At 34.3% G+C, this 19992-nt stretch carries 22 protein-coding genes and 1 riboswitch; of the genes, 18 read left to right on the forward strand and 4 right to left on the reverse strand.

Going from position 1 to position 19992, the window contains the following annotated elements; all coding sequences use genetic code 11:
* Nucleotides 1-13 precede the first annotated feature (13 nt).
* From atpD to fabZ, 5 genes are all read left to right on the forward strand, one after another.
* On the forward strand, nt 14-1426 hold the full coding sequence (gene atpD / locus JMUB898_RS04235; RefSeq protein ID WP_002445568.1) for a F0F1 ATP synthase subunit beta: 1413 nt from the start codon (nt 14-16) through the stop codon (nt 1424-1426).
* Between the two features lie 19 nt (nt 1427-1445).
* Nucleotides 1446-1850 (forward strand): F0F1 ATP synthase subunit epsilon, encoded by a 405-nt coding sequence (locus JMUB898_RS04240; RefSeq protein ID WP_002445567.1) that lies wholly within the window; start codon nt 1446-1448, stop codon nt 1848-1850.
* A 149-nt stretch (nt 1851-1999) separates the two neighbouring features.
* A complete protein-coding gene (locus tag JMUB898_RS04245; RefSeq protein ID WP_037541859.1) occupies nt 2000-2233 on the forward strand; it encodes a DUF1146 family protein in 234 nt (77 codons plus the stop codon).
* A 109-nt stretch (nt 2234-2342) separates the two neighbouring features.
* Nucleotides 2343-3608 (forward strand): UDP-N-acetylglucosamine 1-carboxyvinyltransferase, encoded by a 1266-nt coding sequence (gene murA / locus JMUB898_RS04250; RefSeq protein ID WP_044466358.1) that lies wholly within the window; start codon nt 2343-2345, stop codon nt 3606-3608.
* A 41-nt stretch (nt 3609-3649) separates the two neighbouring features.
* Nucleotides 3650-4087 carry a 3-hydroxyacyl-ACP dehydratase FabZ gene (fabZ, locus tag JMUB898_RS04255; RefSeq protein ID WP_002445561.1) on the forward strand — a complete coding sequence of 146 codons (438 nt, stop codon included), beginning with the start codon at nt 3650-3652 and terminating at the stop codon, nt 4085-4087.
* Between the two features lie 56 nt (nt 4088-4143).
* Here fabZ and JMUB898_RS04260 read toward each other — a convergent pair whose 3' ends face one another.
* The gene (locus JMUB898_RS04260; protein WP_037541858.1) at nt 4144-4587 is read right to left on the reverse strand and encodes a YwpF-like family protein; all 444 of its coding nucleotides are present in this window, start codon (nt 4585-4587) and stop codon (nt 4144-4146) included.
* A 192-nt stretch (nt 4588-4779) separates the two neighbouring features.
* Here JMUB898_RS04260 and JMUB898_RS04265 point away from each other — a divergent pair, with 192 nt between their 5' ends.
* The 7 genes from JMUB898_RS04265 (at nt 4780) to yidC (ending at nt 10475) form a co-directional block, all read left to right on the forward strand.
* Complete coding sequence (locus JMUB898_RS04265; protein WP_126501915.1) at nt 4780-5175, forward strand: single-stranded DNA-binding protein; 396 nt, start codon at nt 4780-4782, stop codon at nt 5173-5175.
* Nucleotides 5176-5566: 391 nt separating this feature from the next.
* Nucleotides 5567-6289, forward strand: coding sequence for a transglycosylase family protein (locus tag JMUB898_RS04270; RefSeq protein ID WP_002445556.1), 723 nt, complete (start codon nt 5567-5569; stop codon nt 6287-6289).
* Between the two features lie 123 nt (nt 6290-6412).
* Nucleotides 6413-6511: riboswitch (TPP riboswitch) on the forward strand.
* A 76-nt stretch (nt 6512-6587) separates the two neighbouring features.
* Nucleotides 6588-7277 (forward strand): thiaminase II, encoded by a 690-nt coding sequence (gene tenA, locus JMUB898_RS04275; RefSeq protein ID WP_002445555.1) that lies wholly within the window; start codon nt 6588-6590, stop codon nt 7275-7277.
* Nucleotides 7270-8091: a bifunctional hydroxymethylpyrimidine kinase/phosphomethylpyrimidine kinase gene (thiD, locus tag JMUB898_RS04280; RefSeq protein WP_126514784.1), complete on the forward strand. Its 822-nt coding sequence runs from the start codon at nt 7270-7272 to the stop codon at nt 8089-8091. The genes tenA and thiD overlap by 8 nt, the downstream gene beginning before the upstream one ends.
* A complete protein-coding gene (gene thiM, locus JMUB898_RS04285; RefSeq protein ID WP_002445553.1) occupies nt 8084-8878 on the forward strand; it encodes a hydroxyethylthiazole kinase in 795 nt (264 codons plus the stop codon). The genes thiD and thiM overlap by 8 nt, the downstream gene beginning before the upstream one ends.
* A complete protein-coding gene (gene thiE / locus JMUB898_RS04290) occupies nt 8879-9517 on the forward strand; it encodes a thiamine phosphate synthase (RefSeq protein WP_002445552.1) in 639 nt (212 codons plus the stop codon).
* Between the two features lie 88 nt (nt 9518-9605).
* Entirely contained in the window at nt 9606-10475 is an 870-nt protein-coding gene (gene yidC / locus JMUB898_RS04295; protein ID WP_044466357.1) for a membrane protein insertase YidC, read from the forward strand.
* A 66-nt stretch (nt 10476-10541) separates the two neighbouring features.
* Here the strand turns inward: yidC and JMUB898_RS04300 are convergent, their stop codons facing one another.
* Nucleotides 10542-11192, reverse strand: a complete 651-nt coding sequence (locus JMUB898_RS04300; RefSeq protein WP_044466356.1) for an HD domain-containing protein — start codon at nt 11190-11192, stop codon at nt 10542-10544.
* Nucleotides 11193-11251: 59 nt separating this feature from the next.
* Nucleotides 11252-12736, reverse strand: coding sequence for a cardiolipin synthase (gene cls / locus JMUB898_RS04305; protein ID WP_126501916.1), 1485 nt, complete (start codon nt 12734-12736; stop codon nt 11252-11254).
* Between the two features lie 171 nt (nt 12737-12907).
* Here cls and csoR point away from each other — a divergent pair, with 171 nt between their 5' ends.
* From csoR to JMUB898_RS04320, 3 genes are all read left to right on the forward strand, one after another.
* A complete protein-coding gene (csoR, locus tag JMUB898_RS04310) occupies nt 12908-13201 on the forward strand; it encodes a copper-sensing transcriptional repressor CsoR (RefSeq protein WP_037541856.1) in 294 nt (97 codons plus the stop codon).
* Between the two features lie 13 nt (nt 13202-13214).
* Nucleotides 13215-13421, forward strand: a complete 207-nt coding sequence (gene csoZ / locus JMUB898_RS04315) for a putative copper chaperone CsoZ (RefSeq protein ID WP_002445544.1) — start codon at nt 13215-13217, stop codon at nt 13419-13421.
* A 135-nt stretch (nt 13422-13556) separates the two neighbouring features.
* Nucleotides 13557-13694 carry an Lmo0850 family protein gene (locus JMUB898_RS04320; RefSeq protein ID WP_002445543.1) on the forward strand — a complete coding sequence of 46 codons (138 nt, stop codon included), beginning with the start codon at nt 13557-13559 and terminating at the stop codon, nt 13692-13694.
* Between the two features lie 56 nt (nt 13695-13750).
* On the opposite strand, the gene JMUB898_RS04325 is transcribed toward JMUB898_RS04320, so the two are convergent.
* Complete coding sequence (locus tag JMUB898_RS04325) at nt 13751-14962, reverse strand: FtsW/RodA/SpoVE family cell cycle protein (RefSeq protein ID WP_126501917.1); 1212 nt, start codon at nt 14960-14962, stop codon at nt 13751-13753.
* A 646-nt stretch (nt 14963-15608) separates the two neighbouring features.
* On the opposite strand from JMUB898_RS04325, the gene JMUB898_RS04330 reads away from it, so the two are divergent.
* From JMUB898_RS04330 to cshA, 3 genes are all read left to right on the forward strand, one after another.
* Nucleotides 15609-16679, forward strand: coding sequence for a D-alanine--D-alanine ligase (locus JMUB898_RS04330; RefSeq protein WP_037541855.1), 1071 nt, complete (start codon nt 15609-15611; stop codon nt 16677-16679).
* A 15-nt stretch (nt 16680-16694) separates the two neighbouring features.
* Nucleotides 16695-18050, forward strand: a complete 1356-nt coding sequence (locus JMUB898_RS04335) for a UDP-N-acetylmuramoyl-tripeptide--D-alanyl-D-alanine ligase (RefSeq protein ID WP_002445538.1) — start codon at nt 16695-16697, stop codon at nt 18048-18050.
* Between the two features lie 312 nt (nt 18051-18362).
* Entirely contained in the window at nt 18363-19892 is a 1530-nt protein-coding gene (cshA, locus tag JMUB898_RS04340) for a degradosome RNA helicase CshA (RefSeq protein WP_044466355.1), read from the forward strand.
* Nucleotides 19893-19992 lie beyond the last annotated feature (100 nt).

Consider the following 19992-nt stretch of genomic DNA (forward strand, 5'->3'; position numbering starts at 1 on the left):
GGAGGAAATCAACATGGGAATTGGCCGTGTAACTCAAGTTATGGGTCCAGTAATCGATGTTCGTTTTGAACATAATGAAGTTCCTGATATTAACAATGCCCTACACATCGAAGTTCCTAAAGAAGATGGCACGCTTCATTTAACTCTTGAAGTTGCTCTTCAATTAGGTGATGATGTTGTACGTACAATCGCTATGGACTCAACTGACGGCGTTCAAAGAGGTATGGAAGTTAAAAATACAGGTAAAGATATCAGTGTACCTGTTGGTGATGCAACTTTAGGAAGAGTATTTAACGTATTAGGAGAAACAATCGATTTAGACGAAAAAATTGATGATTCAGTACGTCGCGATCCTATTCATAGACAAGCACCTGGCTTCGATGAATTATCTACTAAAGTAGAAATCTTAGAAACTGGTATTAAAGTAGTAGACTTATTAGCACCTTACATCAAAGGTGGTAAAATTGGATTATTCGGTGGTGCCGGAGTTGGTAAAACAGTTTTAATCCAAGAATTAATCAATAACATCGCTCAAGAACACGGTGGTATTTCTGTATTCGCCGGTGTAGGTGAACGTACACGTGAAGGTAACGACCTTTATTATGAAATGAGCGACAGTGGTGTAATTAAGAAAACAGCGATGGTATTCGGTCAAATGAACGAGCCACCAGGTGCACGTATGCGTGTAGCATTATCAGGTTTAACAATGGCAGAATACTTCCGTGATGAAGAAGGTCAAGACGTGTTATTATTCATTGATAACATCTTCAGATTTACTCAAGCTGGTTCTGAGGTGTCTGCATTATTAGGACGTATGCCTTCAGCCGTTGGTTACCAACCAACACTTGCTACTGAAATGGGTCAATTACAAGAACGTATTAGTTCAACTAATAAAGGTTCTGTAACGTCTATCCAAGCAGTATTCGTACCTGCCGATGACTACACTGACCCTGCGCCAGCTACAACTTTCGCTCACTTAGATGCAACAACTAACTTAGAGCGTAAATTAACTGAGATGGGTATCTATCCAGCGGTAGATCCATTGGCTTCAACTTCAAGAGCTTTAGAACCATCAATCGTTGGTCAAGAACATTACGATGTAGCGCGTGAAGTTCAATCTACATTACAAAAATACAGAGAATTACAAGATATCATTGCTATTCTTGGTATGGATGAATTATCTGATGAAGATAAACAAACTGTAGAACGTGCACGTAGAATTCAATTCTTCTTATCACAAAACTTCCACGTAGCTGAACAATTCACTGGTCAAAAAGGTTCTTATGTACCTGTAAAAACGACAGTATCTGATTTCAGAGATATTTTAGATGGTAAATATGACCATATTCCAGAAGATGCTTTCCGTTTATTAGGTAGTATGGAAGACGTAATTGAAAAAGCCAAAGATATGGGTGTTGAAGTCTAATAATTAGGAGGTATGGATAATGAATACATTAAGCCTAAATATTGTCACTCCTAATGGTTCTGTCTACGATCGTGAAGATGTAGAACTAGCTGTATTACAAACGACAGCTGGTGAAATGGGTATCATGAGTGGACACATTCCAACAGTTGCCGCATTAAAAACTGGCTATGTTAAAGTTAACTTTCACAATGGTAATGAATATGTAGCAGTTAGTGATGGTTTTGTTGAAGTTAGACAACATAAATTATCAATTATCGTCCAAACAGCAGAAGCTGCTAACGAAATCGATGTTGAGAGAGCTAAATTAGCTAAGTCGAGAGCAGAATCACATTTAGAAAATGATGATGATAATAGTGACATTAATAGAGCCAAAAGAGCGTTAGAACGTGCTAACAACCGTTTACGTGTGGCTGAGTTTAAATAATAATCAAAAAGGTTCGATGGCGTGAGCAACGCTTTCGAACCTTTTTTAAATTCTAATACCATTCATCTTTATTTACTAATTTATTAAAGTATCTTTATCACGTTATTTCGTGTACAATGTTATACAGTAATCTTGCGAAGGAGTTTAATATGGATTATCTGAGTCAATTTGCAATTGTACATCTTTTCTTACACGTCATATGTATTTGCATAGCTTATTGGGCTTTAAACTCTATTAGATTAGACCAATTTTTCAAAAAAGGTTATGCATTACAAGTGCAAGTCTGTATGATATTCGTAGCGATTTTATTAGGAACTTCAGTAAGTAATTTTATTGTTGATTTATTACAATATTCAACTCAAGTTAAATATTTATTAAAGTAATTCTAAAACTGTTATTTATATTGAATAATGGATATAATTATAGAATGAATATTAAATAAATAATCAGGGAAATGAAGAAGTAATAGGAGTTATAAGTGGAGGATTAAAGATGGATAAAATAGTAATCAAAGGTGGAAATCGATTAACAGGTGAAGTAAAAGTTGAAGGAGCAAAAAATGCGGTATTACCAGTTTTAACAGCTTCTTTACTAGCTTCAGAGGGTGAAAGTAAACTTGTTAATGTTCCAGCTTTAAGCGATGTAGAAACGATTAATAATGTTCTATCAACACTTAACGCAGATGTTTCTTATCATAAAGAAGAAAATGCTGTGACTGTTGATGCAACTAAAAAGCTAAATGAGGAAGCGCCATATGAATACGTGAGTAAAATGAGAGCGAGTATTCTAGTAATGGGACCATTGTTAGCAAGACTTGGTCATGCAATTGTAGCACTACCAGGAGGATGCGCAATTGGAAGTAGACCGATTGAACAACATATTAAAGGGTTCGAAGCACTAGGTGCTGAGATTCACTTAGAAAATGGTAATATCTATGCAAACGCCAAAAACGGATTAAAAGGTACACAAATTCATTTAGATTTCCCAAGTGTAGGTGCTACTCAGAATATTATTATGGCAGCGTCATTAGCATCTGGAAAGTCCATTATAGAGAATGCAGCTAAAGAACCTGAAATTGTCGATTTAGCTAACTACATTAATGAAATGGGCGGTAAAATTACAGGCGCAGGAACAGATACCATTACGATTCATGGTGTTGAAAAGTTACATGGTGTCGAACATTCAATCATTCCTGACAGAATTGAAGCAGGTACACTTTTAATTGCAGGTGCCATTACAAGAGGAGACATCTTTGTACGTGGTGCGATTAAAGAACATATGGCGAGCCTAGTTTATAAATTAGAAGAAATGGGCGTCAATTTAGATTATAAAGAAGATGGCATTCGTGTTTCTGCAGAAGGTGATTTAAATCCTGTTGACGTTAAAACACTACCTCATCCAGGGTTCCCTACAGATATGCAATCACAAATGATGGCTTTATTACTAACTGCAAATGGCCATAAAGTTATTACTGAAACAGTCTTCGAAAATAGATTCATGCATGTAGCTGAATTTAGAAGAATGAATGCAAATATTAATGTTGAAGGAAGAAGTGCCAAAATTGAAGGTAAAAGTCAATTACAAGGGGCACAAGTTAAAGCAACTGATTTAAGAGCTGCAGCAGCGTTAATCTTAGCTGGCTTAGTAGCAGATGGTACGACACAAGTGACTGAACTTAAACATCTAGACAGAGGCTATGTCAATTTACATGGTAAATTAAAAGATCTTGGTGCAGATATCCAACGTGTCAATGATTAAAATGAATACAACAAAGTTTCAAGTTTCGGAGGTTTAACATAATGGAAACAATTTTTGACTATAATCAAATTAAACAAATTATCCCACATAGACAGCCATTCTTATTGATTGATAGAGTAGTTGAATACGAAGAAGGTAAGAGATGTGTAGGGTTAAAACAAGTTTCTGGTAACGAACCATTTTTCCAAGGGCATTTTCCTGATTATGCAGTAATGCCAGGAGTACTAATTACTGAAGCATTAGCTCAAACTGGTGCTGTAGCAATGTTAAATAATGAAGAGAATAAAGGTAAGATCGCACTATTCGCTGGAATAGACAAATGTCGCTTTAAGAAGCAAGTCACACCTGGTGACACATTAATGTTAGAAGTAGAAATTACTAAGATTAAAGGTCCTATTGGTAAAGGTACTGCCAAAGCTACAGTGGATGGTCAATTAGCATGTAGTTGTGAACTTACATTTGCTATTCAAGATGCATAATTAATTCAATATATAACGAAACGGGTTCCTATTATTTTGCGATAGGAACCCGTAATTTAATTTCTTTCAAATTTTTCATCTTTTAATTTTGGTTTAGATTGCATCATTCGGTTAAAGGTTTTTTTAAGTTCTTCTCCTGTTAATCCTTCGTCAACTAACTCTTCTAATAGGCTTTCTGCGTACACCTGTCTTAAAGTATAAATATGACATTCAAATACAACTGACATTGTTTTCTTAAATTTCGCAACGTTTTTGACAGTGGCATCAAAGAGTGCAGGATCATTAGCCGGTCTTGTTATAACTACTCTAATATCTAATAACTTTTGGTCTTTCATATAAGTTTGAAATGTTTCATAGTGTTCATTTGAAATAACGATTTCAAGTAGCCAGCCTGTGCCACTTCCTTCTTTATTTATAATAACGCCATCCTCGATTTCATATTCTGAAACGCCACCATTTTCATTTACAATCTGAAATCGTACTGCCTTAAATGTCTTCATTATTTCACATCCCATTTGTTTTTTAAAAATATACAATAAATTAAATTACAAGCAGTGTTGTACTTATTTAATCATTATTTTCTTTAAATATATCAAAAATATACTACAAATAGCTAACGTTTTAGGGATATTTGTCACTTTGACCAAATGATCCCTTCTCAATTAAGATGTATTACAAGAAGGAGGTGACACATGTTAAATAAAATAGTAATTGTTGGTAGGTTAACTAAAGATGCCCAAATATATGAAAAGGAGGATAGTAGAGTTGCAACGTTTTGTGTAGCAACAGAAAGAAATTACAAAGACGAAAATAATGAAGTTTCGAGCGACTATTTACTGTGTAAGGCATTTGGTAAAACAGCTACGAATATTGAAAAATATACCAGTCAAGCTACTTTAGTAGGGATAACTGGACAAATGCGTTCAAGAAAATATGAAAAAGAAGGGCAAACACATTTTGTAACCGAACTATATGTAGAAACGATTAAATTCATGTCTCCCAAAACAAAAAGTAACGAAATTATCTCTCAAAATCAATTTGACGAAGACACTTATCACTCAGACGAATTTGAAACTATCAATATATAATAATTAACTCCCCCTAAACTCCATCTTATTTTAATAAAACTTAAATTATCCTTTTCTTTCAATTATACTCAAGCGACCTACTTTAATCGGCCAATATTAAAGAATAGGTCGCTTTTATAAATCCTTATTTTTAGCCACAACATACATACAATTATCTGACAGATTTCATTTATATTACAGATACATTTTGCAATCGAAACAAATTCAAAACTGTCATGACAGTTTTGAATAGAATTTTAATTCTATTTATAATTAATTTTTAGTGTAATTCGAGTGTAAAAAAGTAACGGTTTTTTTTATTTCACTGTAACCTACACCGTATTTTCAGATGTTAGAGTGGTATTTGTAAATTAGTTAAGAAAACAAATCACTTTTAGGAGGATTTTTAATAATGAAAAAAACATTAATTGCATCATCATTAGCAGTAGGATTAGGCGTAGTAGCAGGTAACGCTGGTCATGACGCTCATGCAAGCGAAGCTACTAACGTAGATAAAGCAGAATTAGCACAAAAAGCACAATCAAATGATCAATCATTAAACGAAAGCCCTATCCAAGAAGGTGCTTATAACGTAACATTCGATTATAACGGCTTCACTTACCACTTCGAATCAGACGGTAATAACTGGAGCTGGAACTATGCACAAACTGGTCAAGCAACTCCACAACAAGATGTAAGCGAACAAGCTTCAGCTTCAAATAACCAAACTTCAGCTGAACAAGTAAGTGCACAACAACAATCTAACCAAGCTCAACCTGAGCAAACAGCTGCTCCACAAACAGAGCAAACTCAACAACCACAAGCTAAAGCAACTACTTCTTACAGTGCACCATCTAACAACACTTCAAGTAGTAAAGCATCAAGTGGTTCATCAGTAAATGTAAATTCTCATTTACAACAAATTGCTCAACGTGAATCAGGTGGCGACATTCATGCAATCAACCCATCTTCAGGCGCAGCTGGTAAATATCAATTCTTACAATCAACTTGGGATTCAGTAGCTCCAAGTCAATATAAAGGTCAATCACCAGCTAACGCTCCAGAAAGCGTACAAGATGCTGCAGCAGTTAAATTATACAACACTGCAGGCGCTAACCAATGGGTAACTGCATAATTTAAGTTTATGAGTCCAATTAACCATCTTCTCTCAATGAGAAGGTGGTTTTTTCATGTTTTACAGCCCATTTGATTGATTTACAGGTATTCGTTTGATAATGTGATAGATGAAATACATCAATATAACTACTAGGGGAGCCGTTTGGCTGAGATGAAGTGATTCAGACCCTTATAACCTGATTTGGTTAGTACCAACGTAGGAAAGTAGTCATAATCAAATAAGCATCTTTTTGCCTTGATCATGCTACTTTTCATTGTTGGAAAGTAGTTTTTTTATTATCCAAGGAGGCATACGAATGACATTTTCAAAAGAATTAAGGGAAGCAGCACAACCAATTATTGAAGATATTTATAATGATGGTTTTATTCAAGATTTACTCGCAGGAACACTATCTAAACAGGCAGTCCGTCAATACTTAAGAGCAGATGCGTCTTATTTGAAGGAATTTAGTAATCTTTACGCTTTACTTGTACCTAAAGTGCCTACAATGGAGGATGTTAAATTTTTAGTAGAGCAAATAGAATTTATGCTAGAAGGTGAAGTTGAAGCACATGAAGTATTAGCAGACTATATCAATGAACCTTACAATGAAATTGTTAAAGAAAAGGTTTGGCCACCTAGTGGAGACCATTATATAAAACACATGTACTACAATGCTTACGCACATGAAAATGCAGCATATACAATAGCAGCGATGGCGCCTTGTCCATACGTATATGCAGTGGTAGCAAAACGTGCAATCAAAGATCCAGCCCTCAATAGAGACTCAATTACAGCAAAATGGTTCGATTTCTACAGTACTGAAATGGATCCACTTGTAGAAGTATTCGACCAATTAATGGATCGTTTAACAGAAGAATGCACAAAAGCACAAAAAGAAGAAATTAAAGAAAATTTCTTACAAAGTACCATTCATGAACGTAACTTCTTTAATATGGCTTATATTGATGAAAAATGGAATTTCGGAGGAGAAAAACATGAATAAACCTAAAATTGCATTAACCATCGCAGGAACAGATCCTACAGGTGGCGCGGGTGTTATGGCTGATTTAAAATCATTTCATTCATGTGGTGTGTACGGAATGGCAGCGATTACAAGTATCGTCGCTCAAAACACACTAGGCGTCCAACATATTCACAATCTCGAAACAAGCTGGGTGAAAGAACAATTAGAAAGCGTATTTGATGATGAGTTACCTCATGCAATTAAAACAGGAATGATTGCGACCAAGGAAACAATGGAACTTATTCAAACTTATTTGGAAAGATATTCTGACATTCCATATGTTATAGACCCTGTGATGTTAGCTAAAAGTGGAGATTCGTTGATGGATGATGACACAAAATCACATTTACAATCTACGCTTTTACCTTTAGCAGATGTGGTAACACCTAATATCCCTGAAGCTGAAGAAATCACTGGTTTAAAGATTGATAATGAAGAAAGCATACGTAAAGCTGGCGACATTTTTATTAATGAAATTGGTAGTAAAGGTGTCGTGATTAAAGGTGGACACTCTGCAGACTTAAATAATGCGAAAGACTTCTTATTTACTAAAGACGATGTGTATACGTTTGAAAATAAACGTTTCGATACGAAACACACGCACGGAACAGGGTGCACATTTTCAGCAGTAATAACAGCAGAACTTGCTAAAGGTCGCTCAATTTACGAAGCAGTGAAAAAAGCTAAAGCATTTATTTCCATGAGTATTGAGCACACACCAGAAATTGGTAAAGGAAGAGGTCCTGTTAATCACTTTGCATTTTTAAAGAAAGTAGGTTTGGATGATGAATAATTTAGAGCGTTTACGTTCCGAAAATCCACTTATCGTATGTTATACGAATGATGTGGTTAAAAACTTCACGGCGAACGGATTACTTAGTTTAGGCGCAAGTCCTGCGATGAGTGAAGCACCTGAAGAGGCAGAGGAATTCTATCAAGTTGCAAGTGCACTCGTAATTAATATTGGAACGCTTACTCATGAAAATGAAGAAGATATTATGAGTATTGGTAAAATTGCTAATGATCAAGGCACACCTATTGTCTTTGACCCAGTTGCAGTAGGTGCATCTACATATCGTAAGCAATTTTGTAAGCGATTCTTGGAACAAATAGATGTCACGGTGATTAAAGGTAACGCGTCTGAAATTTTAACACTGATAGATTCGCAAACGACTATGAAAGGCACAGACAGCGATAATTCGCTTGATCCAATTGATATTGCTAAGAAGGCATCTGAGAGTTTGAATGCGGCAGTTGTCATTACTGGTAAAGAAGACGTCATCGTTCAAGATCAACAGATAGTGAAGCTTTCTAATGGCTCACCTCTATTAGCTAATATTACTGGGGCGGGCTGTCTATTAGGTGGTGTTGTCGCTAGTTTCTTATTTAGAAATACGCAACCATCTATAGAGGCTTTAATTGAAGCGGTAAGTATTTATAATATCGCAGCAGAACTTGCTGAAAATGAAAAGCATGTACGTGGACCAGGTTCATTCTTACCTGAGCTATTGGATCAATTATACAATTTAGATTATGCAACATTTGAAAAATATGTAAATAAAGAAGAGGTTCAGTCATAAATGTTTAATCCAAAACAATTACAAGTATATTTTATTTGTGGTACACAAGATATACCTGAAGGTAGAACAATTGAACAAGTGTTAGAAGAGGCATTACAAGCTGGCATCACTTTGTATCAGTTTCGAGAAAAAGGCCCTACTGCTCTAAAAGGCGAGGATAAAAAGCAACTAGCCTTAAAATTAAAATCACTTTGCCAAACATACCAAGTCCCATTTATTGTTAACGACGATGTGGCGTTAGCTAAGGAGATTGATGCCGATGGTATTCATGTGGGACAAGACGATGAAGCGGTAAAAGCATTTGCCGCAGAATTTGAAAATAAAATCATTGGATTAAGTATTGGTAACCTAGATGAGTACCAACATTCAGATCTATCTCAAGTTAATTATATTGGTGTGGGGCCTATGTATGCGACGCCTTCTAAAGATGACGCTAGCGAACCTGTAGGGCCATCAATGATTAAAAAACTGAGAGAATATCTGGATGACTTTCCTATTGTAGCTATCGGAGGCATTAATGAATCAAATGTTGCTTCGATAGCTGAAGCTGATGCAGATGGTATTTCAGTGATTTCTGCTATTTCTAGAAGTGATAATATTGACAAGACTGTTAAGCATTTTCTGAGTTACTTTAAATAATCTAGTTAAATTTCCACTTTTTGTTTTCTACTACAGTACGAGTATGATAAAATGAATCCTATGTGAATATTACAATAGAGGTGGAAAAATGAAGAAAAAAGCGTTACTACCTTTGTTTTTAGGGATAATGGTTTTTCTAGCTGGGTGTGACTACTCCAAACCTGAAAAGCAGGACGGATTCTTCTTTAATACATTCGTTCAACCAATGAAACATCTCTTACAATGGTTAGGAAATGATGTATTTAATAATGACTATGGACTAGCAATTATTATCTTAGTTCTAGTAATTCGTTTAATCTTGTTACCATTCATGTTATCAAACTATAAAAATAGTCACATGATGCGTGAAAAAATGAAAGTCGCTAAACCTGAAGTTGATGGCATTCAAGAAAAGGTTAAACGTGCACGTACACAAGAAGAAAAAATGGCCGCAAACCAAGAATTAATGGAAGTTTATAAAAAATATGATATGAACCCTATGAAGAGCATGCTAGGTTGTTTACCTATGTTGATTCAAATGCCAATCATTATGGGATTATACTTCGTATTGAAAGATAAACTTGTGAGTGGTCTTTCTGCACATCCTCATTTCTTATGGTTTAATTTAACTAAACCAGATATTTGGATTACAATTATTGCCGGTGTTCTTTACTTTATTCAAGCATATGTTTCAAGTAAAACAATGCCTCAAGAACAACGTCAAATGGGATACATGATGATGATTGTTTCTCCAATCATGATTATTTGGATTTCATTACAAGCATCATCAGCACTTGGCTTATATTGGTCAGTCAGTGCCTTATTCTTAGTAATACAAACGCACTTTGCAAACGTGTATTACTCTAAACTTGCTAAAAAAGAAGTTCAACCTTTCATTGAACAATATGAAAAAGAACATAACCCTTCTAAAAAGAAAGGTAAAAATACGCAAGTAGTCTCTAAAAATAATAAAAAATAAAGTATAAAAACCAGCAAATCGCGATAGGATTTGCTGGTTTTTTAGTTTTGAAAATGATAGTCCAAATCACTCTTTGAAATTCCATTCATTTAAAAATTGTTTTAAGAATTGAATCATAAATGTATGACGTTCTTCTGCAAGTTGCATTCCAGTAGATGTATGCATTAAATCTTTAAGTTTTAATAATTTTTCGTAAAAATGTTTAATAGCTGAAGCATCATATTTATCAATTTCATTCATTTGAATTGATTCGAAAGGCATATTCATTTCAGTCCACATAGGCTCTCCAAAATGTCCTGCAAATTGAAATGTTCGTGCAATACCAATGGCACCTAATGCGTCGAGACGATCTGCATCTCTTACAATTTTTCCATCGATAGACATCTCTATGTTATTATTCTTTCCGCCTCTATAACTCATATGTTGAATGATATGGAGGATATGTTTAATTTCTTCGTCAGTAAGCTCTATAGATTTCAAGAATGATACTAATTTCGAGTAGGCTAGCTTTTCATCAGTAATTTTGTTATCTACCGTATCATGAAGAAGTGTAGCAAGCTCGATGATAAGTGTGTTCGTATTTCCCTCATTGTGTGCAATATGTAACGCTAGCGCATATACACGTTCCACATGCGCAACATCATGACCCGTGTAATCATCTTTATGTGCGTTTTTCATATAATCACGTGCGTATTTAATTTTTAATTCATTTTCCATAAAATGGCTCCTTAATAGAATGAGAGGTTCAGGACATTCCCGAACCTCACTGTTGAAAGTTATAAAATTGGTGAAAGTAATTGAGAAATACCTTCTTTAAATTTGACCCAAGTACTACGTTGTTCGTAATTCTCTTTTGTAAGTCTATAAGAGACTTTCATGTCGTTAATAAATGCTTGTTTAAGAGAACGTGCCACGCCTTCATCATATATAAAGGCATTGACTTCGAAATTGAGTGTAAAGCTTCGATTATCCATGTTAGCGGTACCCACACTCGCAAGTTCGTCGTCAATGACTAACGTCTTAGAATGTAGGAAGCCGTTGTCATAATGATACACTTTAACACCAGCTTCTAGTAATGACGCAACATTTTTCAATGTGGCCCAATACACAAACGGGTGATCAGGTATACTAGGTATCATAATATTGACTTCTACGCCGCCTAAAGCAGCAATTTTAATGGAATCCAGAAAGGCTTGGTCTGGAATAAAATATGGCGATTGAATATAAATAGATTCTTTGGCTGAGGAAATCATTTTTAGATAACCGTATTTGATTTGTTCCCAGTCTTCATCAGGTCCGCTAGAGGCAATTTGAATACCGATTGTACCTCCAGAATCTACATCAGGGAAATAACGCTCTTCATAAGTTAAATTGTCACGCGTGGATTGAGAGTTCCAATCTAGAATAAAGCGTAATTGTAATGCGTTGACAGCATCGCCTTCAATACGTAAATGCGTATCTCTCCAGTAACCAAATTTCTTCGATTTACCTAAGTATTCATCACCAACATTGAAGCCACCGACGTAGCCAATTTTACCGTCTATAACCACAATCTTTCTATGATTTCTATTGTTCATTCTTAAATTAATAAGCGGTAATTTAGAAGGGAAGAAGGATTCGGCATGTCCGCCTTTAACACGAAAACGTTTCAAATCTTTTTTACGTAAGTCTCTTGAACCCATATCGTCAAAGAGCATTTTGACCTCAATACCTTCTTCAGCTTTCTTCTCTAGTTCGGAAAGTATCTGCTTTCCAAGACCATCACTATGAAAGATATAATACTGAATATGTATATAGTCTTGAGCATGACGTATATCTTGAATTAAATCATCAAATTTTTGTTGACCATCCGTATAAACCGTCAAATCATTATCCGTAGTTAAAAAGGCTGCGTTGTTATATAACAACATTTGAACCATTTCTTTGAATTTAACAATTTGATGGTTGCCTTTAGAGAAATCTTGTTTTTTAAGCGCCTCTAGTTGTTCATCCACAATCATTTCCAAACCGATTTTATCTTCTTTATTCAATTTGAAAATTTGGTCTCGTTGAATTTGACGACCTAATAATAAATATAAAATAAAGCCGATTAATGGGAGAAATACGAGTACAAGTAACCAAGCCCATATGGAATTTGCTGTTCGTCTCTCCATGAAAATGATAATAAATGCGAAAATTAAATTCAGCAAGAAAGCGCCAATCAATATAACATTCATAATAATGTTTGAATGGTGAAGCGCCATAGTAAAGATTTCTAACATGGGGTGCCTCCTTTGCAATTGCCATACATTATTTATTTTTTAACTATTCAATTATAGCATGAAGAATGTTGAATATCATAGTCGGTTTTTATTTTGAAAAGGAATTAAACAATTGACTTCATCAATATCGAATAATACCATGATGAAGAGTAGAGAAACGAGGTGACGCTTGTGACTGAAAATGAAAAAGCACATCATTCAGATCAAACAAAAGCAAATTTAAAATCACGTTTAAACCGAATAGAAGGGCAAGTTAGAGCAATTAATCGCATGATTGAAGACGACGTTTATTGTGATGATGTTTTAACTCAAATAAGAGCAACACGTTCAGCACTCAATAGTGTAGCAACCAAGTTACTCGATCATCATATGAAAAGTTGTATCATGAACAAAGTGAACAATGGTGCACAAGAAGAAGCAATGGAAGAATTATTAGTTACCTTTCAAAAATTAATTAAAGATTAACGAGGGATATACAGTGAAAAATGAAATCATCTATGTTTCAGGTGTCGAAACGACTGAACAAGAAAATATGCTAATGGAACGTTTACAAAACATGATTGGCGTTTATAATGTGGCAATTGATAGTAAAGTAGGAGAAATAAAAGTCGAGTTTGATACGCCTGCGAATTTAAATAGTATCGAAAAAGAGGTATATGATTCAGGTTATCGAATATTATATTAAAATGTTGTCCAACTTATTTCTGAATGATATTTTTCTTTATTTAGAAATATTTTTAAAAATTTTACAAATGATGTAGTAAAGTAGTCAGAATTAGGGTATGATAACCTTGAAGTCAATCCAAACGAGGTGATTATAGTGAAGAATCCAGATAAGATTCAAAACGTAGTCAAATTATTATCATCATTAGGTGTAAATATTAAAAAAACTAAATCTCGTTTAGATATTATTAATACCTTACCTACATCTAATAAAGTAAGTCATGAGTTAAAATAATTTGTTGATATAAAAAGCACTCACAATTCGTGAGTGCTTTTTATGTGCTCAAATGTTTATGCTGCTTTAGTTGTAACTGGTATTTCAGGCTCCTGATAGCGTTGAGGTTCATGGTAATAAATAGAGAGTACAACACCAATACCAGTCATTAAACTCCATAATGAACTACCACCGTAACTAATAAATGGTAAAGGAATACCAGTAATCGGAAGTAATTGAACAGTCATACCAATATTTTGTAATACATGGAAGACAATGAGTGACACATAGCCAATAATAAATACTTTATTATATTGACTATTAATTTTACTAGCCAGTCTAATTAAATGGAAAACTAAAAATAAGAAAATAAGAATAAGTACCACAGAACCAATGAATCCCATTTCCTCACCAACTACTGAGAATATAAAGTCAGTATGATTTTCAGGAATGTAAACTTCACCGTGATTGTAGCCTTTTCCTAATAGTTGCCCAGAACCAATTGCCTTGAGAGATTCAGTTAAATGGTAACCATCACCACTACTATATGAGTATGGATCTAACCATGAATTGATACGACCCATTTGATACATCTTAATGCCTAATATACTCTCGATTAATGTTGGTTTGAAAATGATAGCCAAAATAATACTAGCGCCACCGACAAATGCAGCAATAAATAATGGTGCAAGAATTCTCCAAGTAATACCACTGACTAACAACACACCTGCAATAATTGCACAAATCACAAGGGTAGTACCTAAGTCATTTTGTAATAAAATTAAAGCGGTAGGAAAGATAGACACACCAATAATTTTTAAGAATAACATCAAATCTGATTGGAAAGATTTGTTGAAAGTGAATTGATTATGTTTAGAAATCGTTTTGGCTAATGCTAGAATTAAAATAATTTTCATAAATTCTGAAGGTTGGATACTAATTGGACCAAAACTATACCAACTTTTTGCACCGTTAATTACTGGTGTAATGGCCGTTTCAGGTAAGATAAGTAACCCAATCAATAGGATACAGAAAATAAAATATAATAGATATGTATTGTTTTTAATCTTTTTTGGAGAAATAATCATGATTAAGAAAGCCATGATGGCTCCAAAAATGTAGTAAATAACTTGTCTAATACTGAAGTTTGCACTGTATTGTCCGCCACCCATCGCAGAACTAATCAGTGTAACGCTAATCATTGCTAACACTGTGATAATCAGTACTAATACCCAGTCGACTTTACGAAACCAATGTTTGCTTGGTTGTTGACGAGATGAATAATTCATTGCTTACTCCTTTATAATCATGTGTGTATTAATATTTTCTAAAAATGATCAATGTTGTATGTCATTCATTCGTTAGTCAAATCAGAATGTAGATTTATCGTCTAAATAAATATTCTATATTGATTTTACATGACTTTTTTTAAATTTGCTAGAATATCAAGACGTCAAGAACCAATGGTCATTTTTAAGAAGTATTGCAACTACTTGAAAAGAAATTCAGACTGTAGATGGCCTTTTTAAAGAAACGACTGATATTACAATACTTCGTATTGCTTTAGCTCCCTTGCCGCGGGCATGGCTTGAGCCTGTAGTCTCAAGACGCATGCTATTCCTGCAGGCGTGTCGCTATCAATACTCAGTTATGCAAGTGTGAATATTCGATAGAAAAGACTTTCTAACACTCTGCTTCGTTTATTTTATTTTTTGTCGATAGGATTTACTACTTGAAAAGTATTTATGATGTAAAGAAGTCATTAAAAATTAAATTTATGGGTGGATTATCAAATGCAATTAATTTTAGAAATATGATAATATTAAGTTTCAGAGATCGTTATGTACATTGAGTGATACATAAGAAATAAAAAACAACAATTATTAAACAGATAAATGGTATTCAAGCCAGGTAATTGTAATGGAGGAAAACGAAATGACAAAAGAGAATATTTGTATCGTTTTTGGAGGAAAAAGTGCTGAGCATGATGTGTCTATTTTAACTGCACAAAATGTATTAAATGCAATCAATAAAGATCAATATCAAATCGATATTATTTATATTACTAATGAAGGTGAATGGAAGAAAAAAGAAAATATCACTGAAGAAATTAAGAACACGGATGAACTCGTATTAAATGACGTAGAAGCTGGAGAAATCTCACAACTATTAAGTAAAGGCAGCACAGGTCGTTCATATGATGCAGTATTCCCATTATTACATGGTCCTAACGGTGAAGATGGTACGATTCAAGGATTATTTGAAGTATTAGACATTCCATATGTTGGAAATGGTGTATTAGCCGCTTCAAGTTCTATGGATAAATTAGTAATGAAACAGTTATTTGAACATAGAGGATTACCACAATTGCCATATATTAGTTTCCTAAGAAGTGAATATGAAAAATATGAAAATAACATCATTAAACTTGTAAATGACAAATTAACTTATCCAGTTTTTGTTAAACCAGCAAATCTAGGTTCTAGTGTCGGTATCAGCAAATGTAATAATGAAAAAGAACTAAAATCAGGTATTGAAGAAGCATTTCAATTCGACCGTAAACTTGTCATTGAACAAGGAATTGAAGCAAGAGAAATTGAAGTTGCTGTACTAGGTAACGATTATCCAGAAACAACATGGCCTGGGGAAGTCGTTAAAGATGTTGCATTCTATGACTATAAATCGAAATATAAAGATGGTAAGGTTCGATTACAAATTCCAGCAGAGTTAGATCAAGACGTTCAAATGACGCTACGCAATATGGCGCTTGAAGCATTTAAAGCTACTGATTGTTCAGGACTCGTACGTGCAGACTTCTTCGTTACAGAGGACAATCAAATCTATATTAATGAAACGAATGCAATGCCAGGATTCACATCATTTAGTATGTATCCAAGTCTTTGGGAAAATATGGGATTATCCTACCCAGACCTTATCGCAAAACTTATCGATTTAGCTAAAGAACGTCATGCAGATAAAAAGAAAAATAAATACAAAATTGATTAATAAAGGAATATTAATATGATTAATGTTACATTACAACAAATACAAAATTGGATATCTTGCGAAATTGATGAACAATATTTAAGTCGCTCAATTAAAGGTGTCACGATTGATTCTCGCGCTATTGAAAAGGATATGCTATTTATTCCATTTAAAGGTGAGAATGTAGATGGCCATCGTTTTATTGACCAAGCGCTAAAGGACGGTGCGGTTGCTTCATTTTCAGAAAAGGGAACTGAGTTAAGCGAAGATGTTGAAGGCCCAATCATATGGGTCGAAGATACACTTCAAGCGTTGCAAGACTTAGCTAAAGCATATCTTAAACATGTCAATCCTAAAGTGATAGCAGTCACAGGTTCAAACGGTAAAACGACGACGAAAGATATGATTGAAAGTGTGTTAACTACAGAATTTAAAGTTAAGAAGACACAAGGTAATTATAATAATGAAATTGGCATGCCTTTAACAATATTAGATTTGGATGAAGATACAGAAATTTCTATTCTAGAGATGGGTATGTCCGGTTTCCACGAAATTGAATTGTTATCAACGATTGCTGAACCAGATATTGCAGTCATTACGAATATTGGTGAATCACATATGCAAGATTTAGGTTCCAGAGAAGGCATTGCTAAAGCTAAATCTGAAATAACAATCGGTTTAAAAGATAATGGAACATTTATTTATGATGGCGACGAGCCATTATTAACGCCACATGTCAAACAGATTCAGCAAGCGAAGCTCATTAGCGTCGGTTTAGGAGATGCAAATTCGCTTGTATGTCATGTTGATGATGTTGAAACTGAAGGCATTGGATTTACAATTAATAATGACGAAAGTTATGTTTTACCTATTTTAGGTATACACAATATGAAGAACGCTGCAATTGCCATTGCAGTAGGGCATGAACTTGGATTACCTTACGCAACAATTAAAGAAAATATTCGTCATGTTCAATTGACAGGGATGCGTATGGAACGCCACCAAACTGATGATAATGTCACAGTGATTAATGATGCTTACAATGCCAGTCCTACAAGTATGAAGGCAGCTATTGACACACTAAGTAGTATGGAAGGTCGCAAAATACTTATTTTAGCTGACGTCTTAGAATTAGGTACAAATAGTCAACAGATGCACGAAGAGGTAGGCACTTATTTAGATGGTAAGTCTATTGATATTTTGTTCACTTATGGTACGGAAGCAGAATATATTTTCAATACAGGTCAAAGCTATGTTGAAACAGCTAAACACTTTGATGATAAATCTGAATTGATTAAAGAATTAAAAGCTATTGTGAAAGAAAATGATAAAATTTTAGTTAAAGGTTCACGAGGAATGAAACTCGAAGAAGTTGTTGAGGCACTTATTTAATTATTGAGAGTAAACTAAGCATGCACATGATTAATATAAAATCGGCTAAGTAATGTATAGAAGATTTTATCATGTGTATGCTTTTTTTCGTGAAAAAATTCATCCAGTAAAATGAAACGCTTACATCATATCATGTGCTATATTTTCCGGGTAGAATAATTTTAAAAAATTAAAGTAAAAGGTTAAAAGTAAGTTACTGCTTTATTGCTATAATATTTTTAAGGTGGTACTATATAGAAGTTGATAAAACATAAGTGAACATATATGCAAAAAAGTATATTAAGAAATAAACACTTAAAAAGGAGAATTATTTTGCAAAATTTTAAAGAATTAGGGATTTCGGATAAAACGGTTCAAACACTGGAATCTATGGGATTCAAAGAACCTACACCTATCCAAAAAGACAGCATCCCTTATGCGTTAAAAGGAGACGACATCCTTGGCCAAGCCCAAACAGGTACGGGTAAAACAGGGGCATTTGGTATTCCTTTAATTGAGAAAGTAGTCGGCCAAGAAGGCGTACAATCTCTTATCTTAGCGCCTACAAGAGAACTTGCAATGCAAGTGGCTGAACAATTAAGAGAGTTCAGTAAAGGACAACGCGTACAAGTCGTTACAGTATTTGGTGGTATGCCAATCGATCGCCAAATTAAAGCGTTAAAAAGAGGGCCACAAATTGTTGTAGGTACACCAGGCCGTGTCATTGACCATCTTAACCGTCGTACTTTAAAAACGCATGATATTCATACGTTAATTTTAGACGAAGCAGATGAAATGATGAATATGGGATTCATCGATGATATGAGATTTATTATGGATAAAATTCCTGCTGATCAACGTCAAACAATGCTATTTTCAGCAACAATGCCTAAAGCAATTCAAGAATTAGTTCAACAATTTATGAAGACGCCTAAAATCATCAAAACGATGAATAATGAAATGTCAGATCCACAAATTGAAGAGTTTTATACCATTGTTAAAGAATTAGAGAAATTTGATACATTTACTAATTTCCTAGATGTTCACCAACCAGAATTAGCAATTGTATTCGGTCGTACAAAACGTCGTGTAGATGAATTAACAAGTGCGTTATTATCTAAAGGATATAAAGCAGAAGGACTTCACGGAGATATCACACAAGCTAAACGTTTAGAAGTCTTGAAGAAATTCAAAAATGACCAAATCGATATTTTAGTAGCAACTGACGTAGCAGCGAGAGGTCTAGATATTTCTGGAGTAAGTCACGTTTATAACTTTGATATTCCACAAGATACTGAAAGCTATACACACCGTATTGGTCGTACAGGCCGTGCAGGTAAAGAAGGTATTGCAGTTACATTTGTCAATCCTATTGAAATGGATTATATTCGCCAAATCGAAGACGTGAACGGTCGCCGTATGAATGCGTTAAGACCACCACATCGTAAAGAAGTGCTTAAAGCACGTGAAGACGATATTAAAGAAAAAGTTCAAAATTGGATGTCTAAAGATAATGAAGCGCGCCTTCAACGTATTGCAAGTGAATTACTAGAAGAATATGATAGCGTTGAATTAGTAGCTTCTTTACTACAAGAACTTGTCGAAGCAAATGATGAAGTAGAAGTTCAATTAACATTCGAAAAACCACTTGCCCGTAAAGGTCGTAATAATAAAGGCGGCTCAAGAAGAGGTAATAACAAACGTGGTAATGGCAAATTTGATAATAAAAATAGACGTTCAAAAGGGCCAAAAGGCAACTCAAATAAAAAGAAAAACACTAAAAAATTTGATCGCCGAGACAAACAAAGTAAAGGTTCTAACCAATCAATGAGAGGTCGCACATTTGCAGATCATCAAAAATAAATGATTTCATTCTAACCAGTTAAGGTCACAATCTTAGCTGGTTTTTGTATTATTATTGCTTTATTTAGACCTTTCATGCTCTATGCTATAATATGAGTAA

The organism is Staphylococcus caprae, assembly GCF_003966625.1.
In the GTDB taxonomy this organism is placed as follows: domain Bacteria; phylum Bacillota; class Bacilli; order Staphylococcales; family Staphylococcaceae; genus Staphylococcus; species Staphylococcus caprae.